The following is a 2,500-nucleotide window of genomic DNA, read 5'->3' as shown; positions in this document are numbered from 1 at the left end:
CTTAAATTTTTCGATTCAGTGAAATATGCAAAAAGTAAATTTTCTGTAATCTCTTTTTCTTTCCCTTGATTCTTTGCAAACTTAGCAAGACGATGCGCATCAAAAGTATTAGTCGGCTTCATCTCATCAAAATTAAAACTTAAACCCATACTAGCTGCATGATTTCCTAACTGTACGTTATTACGCTTAGCTTCTTCAATACTAATTCCATACTTTGATGCAAGTACTTCATTAATACTTGTTCCAGAATAGATTGGAGCATTTTGGTCTAATTCAAAACTTTTAAACTCAACTTCAACATCCTTCTTATGTGGAAATTGTTCTAAAGCCATCTCTAATCTACGTTTCCCAATATAGCAAAATGGACATACAAAATCCGACCATACTTCAATTTTCATAAAAAACACCTCATTAACATTTAGTTTTCAATCATTGTAGCACTGAGATTAAGGAATTCAAAAGTTTTTGCTCTATCTCCTTCATATAGTACATACAAAAACACACTTATAGCAGAATACCTAATTAACAAAAAAAACGATAATCAAAAGGATTAACTATTATCCCTCCGATTATCGTCTATATATATGCAACAACTTTAATTATGCCGGAATATACTTCCCTACGAACTTCCATACAGTATTCCAATATTTATTCGAATCTACTTTCTCCGCTTCTCCATGTCCAGCACCTGGAACAATTAATTTCTCTTTTTCTACTTTTGCAGCATTATATACTTCATCTAACATTTCAAAAGGAACGAATGTATCAGCATCCCCATGAATGAACAGCATAGGTGTTTTACTTTTCGCTACTTGTTTTACAGCTGAAGCCTCTTCTAAATCGTAACCAGCTCTTAATTTAGTAACCATATTTGCCGCATTCATAACAGGAAACTTCGGTAAATGGAATAAATCTTTTAGTTGATAAGTAAATTCATCAATAACAGTTGAGTATCCACAATCTTCAATAATAACTTTAACATTAGAAGGTAAATCTTCTCCTGAAGTCATCATTACAGTTGCCCCGCCCATTGAAACACCAAATAGAGCTATTTCAGCATTAGGGTCTTTCTTCAAGATTTGTTGAATCCAAATCAAAACATCTTTACGATCATGCCAACCCATACCAACATAATCCCCTTCACTATTTCCGTGTCCACGAAGGTCTGGTGCTATGACATTATAGCCTTGTTCATAAAAGTTACGAACATATTTCGTCATTTCTGATGCTCTACCATTGTATCCATGAACTACAATTGCCCATTTATGACTGGATGGTTCATTCATATATTCATAACCTTTTAAATTTAATTTATCGAAAGAACGTATAGTTAATGTGTTAGGTTTATACTTCGATACGAAGTTTGCATTCTTTTCTTCATTTGCAGCCAATACATCTCCCGACGCATTTACCGTTTCTACTAAATGAGGATTATCTTGCAAAAATTCTTTTTCTTGTTTCGCATTTAACGCGTAGTTATAAAAATAATTCCCAACTAACATATACACGATTACTAGCAGGACTAAGACTACTATAGTAATTATACTTATCTTTTTCATATTATCTCCTTTTCTAACTTAAATCTTCTTATATTAAAGTACATCAAAAACAACTGTACTATTTTAACACACTGATGAATCCTATCTTTAAGAAATAAAATAGAAAATCTTAAATTACATATAAAGAATCACGAAAGAAATTGAATAAAACTTATATAGCTACGTACTCAAAAACCTTTTTGAAAAGCGAGAAGCACTTCAAAATATTTAGCTTTGAAAAGAAGTTATAAAACACAAAAAAGACGAGTCATTCTGACTCGTCTTAAAGTTGCTTGGCGACGTCCTACTCTCACAGGGACAAGGTCCCAACTACCATCGGCGCTAGAGAGCTTAACTTCCGTGTTCGGTATGGGAACGGGTGTGACCTCTCTGCCATCATCACCAAACTATGAAGGCATATTCCTTCAAAACTAGATAACATTGCTACATATTATATGGTTAAGTCCTCGATCTATTAGTATTCGTCAGCTCCACATGTCACCATGCTTCCACCTCGAACCTATCAACCTGATCATCTTTCAGGGATCTTACTAGCTTACGCTATGGGAAATCTCATCTTGAGGGGGGCTTCATGCTTAGATGCTTTCAGCACTTATCCCTTCCGCACATAGCTACCCAGCTATGCCCTTGGCAGAACAACTGGTACACCAGCGGTGCGTCCATCCCGGTCCTCTCGTACTAAGGACAGCTCCTCTCAAATTTCCTACGCCCACGACGGATAGGGACCGAACTGTCTCACGACGTTCTGAACCCAGCTCGCGTACCGCTTTAATGGGCGAACAGCCCAACCCTTGGGACCGACTACAGCCCCAGGATGCGATGAGCCGACATCGAGGTGCCAAACCTCCCCGTCGATGTGGACTCTTGGGGGAGATAAGCCTGTTATCCCCGGGGTAGCTTTTATCCGTTGAGCGATGGCCCTTCCATGCGGAACCACCGGA

2 protein-coding genes and 2 rRNA genes (2 of these 4 only partly in view) are annotated in these 2,500 nt (G+C 37.4%); all 4 read right to left on the bottom strand.

Features of this window, described 5'->3' with window-relative positions; all coding sequences use genetic code 11:
* On the bottom strand, positions 1–398 hold the 5' portion of the coding sequence (locus tag ACUL40_RS21245) for a DsbA family oxidoreductase (RefSeq protein WP_445423129.1). The gene continues 334 nt to the left of window position 1, outside the view; 398 of the gene's 732 nt are visible here — the first part of the coding sequence; the start codon lies at positions 396–398; the stop codon falls past the left edge of the window.
* Between the two features lie 201 nt (positions 399–599).
* Positions 600–1,559: an alpha/beta hydrolase gene (locus ACUL40_RS21240; RefSeq protein WP_000723973.1), complete on the bottom strand. Its 960-nt coding sequence runs from the start codon at positions 1,557–1,559 to the stop codon at positions 600–602.
* Positions 1,560–1,829: 270 nt separating this feature from the next.
* Positions 1,830–1,945, bottom strand: a 5S ribosomal RNA gene (gene rrf / locus ACUL40_RS21235).
* A 48-nt stretch (positions 1,946–1,993) separates the two neighbouring features.
* Positions 1,994–2,500: ribosomal RNA gene (locus tag ACUL40_RS21230) — 23S ribosomal RNA — on the bottom strand; it runs 2,415 nt beyond the window's last position.

It is taken from the genome of Bacillus sp. KNSH39 (assembly GCF_052656585.1).
Note: the sequence above shows the minus strand (reverse complement) of the source record. Positions and strands in the feature narration are given on the sequence as shown.

What these genes read in the sequence shown, in the direction of transcription:
- ACUL40_RS21240 (WP_000723973.1), bottom strand. Translation starts at nt 1,559, where the DNA reads ATGAAAAAGATAAGTATAATTACTATAGTAGTCTTAGTCCTGCTAGTA.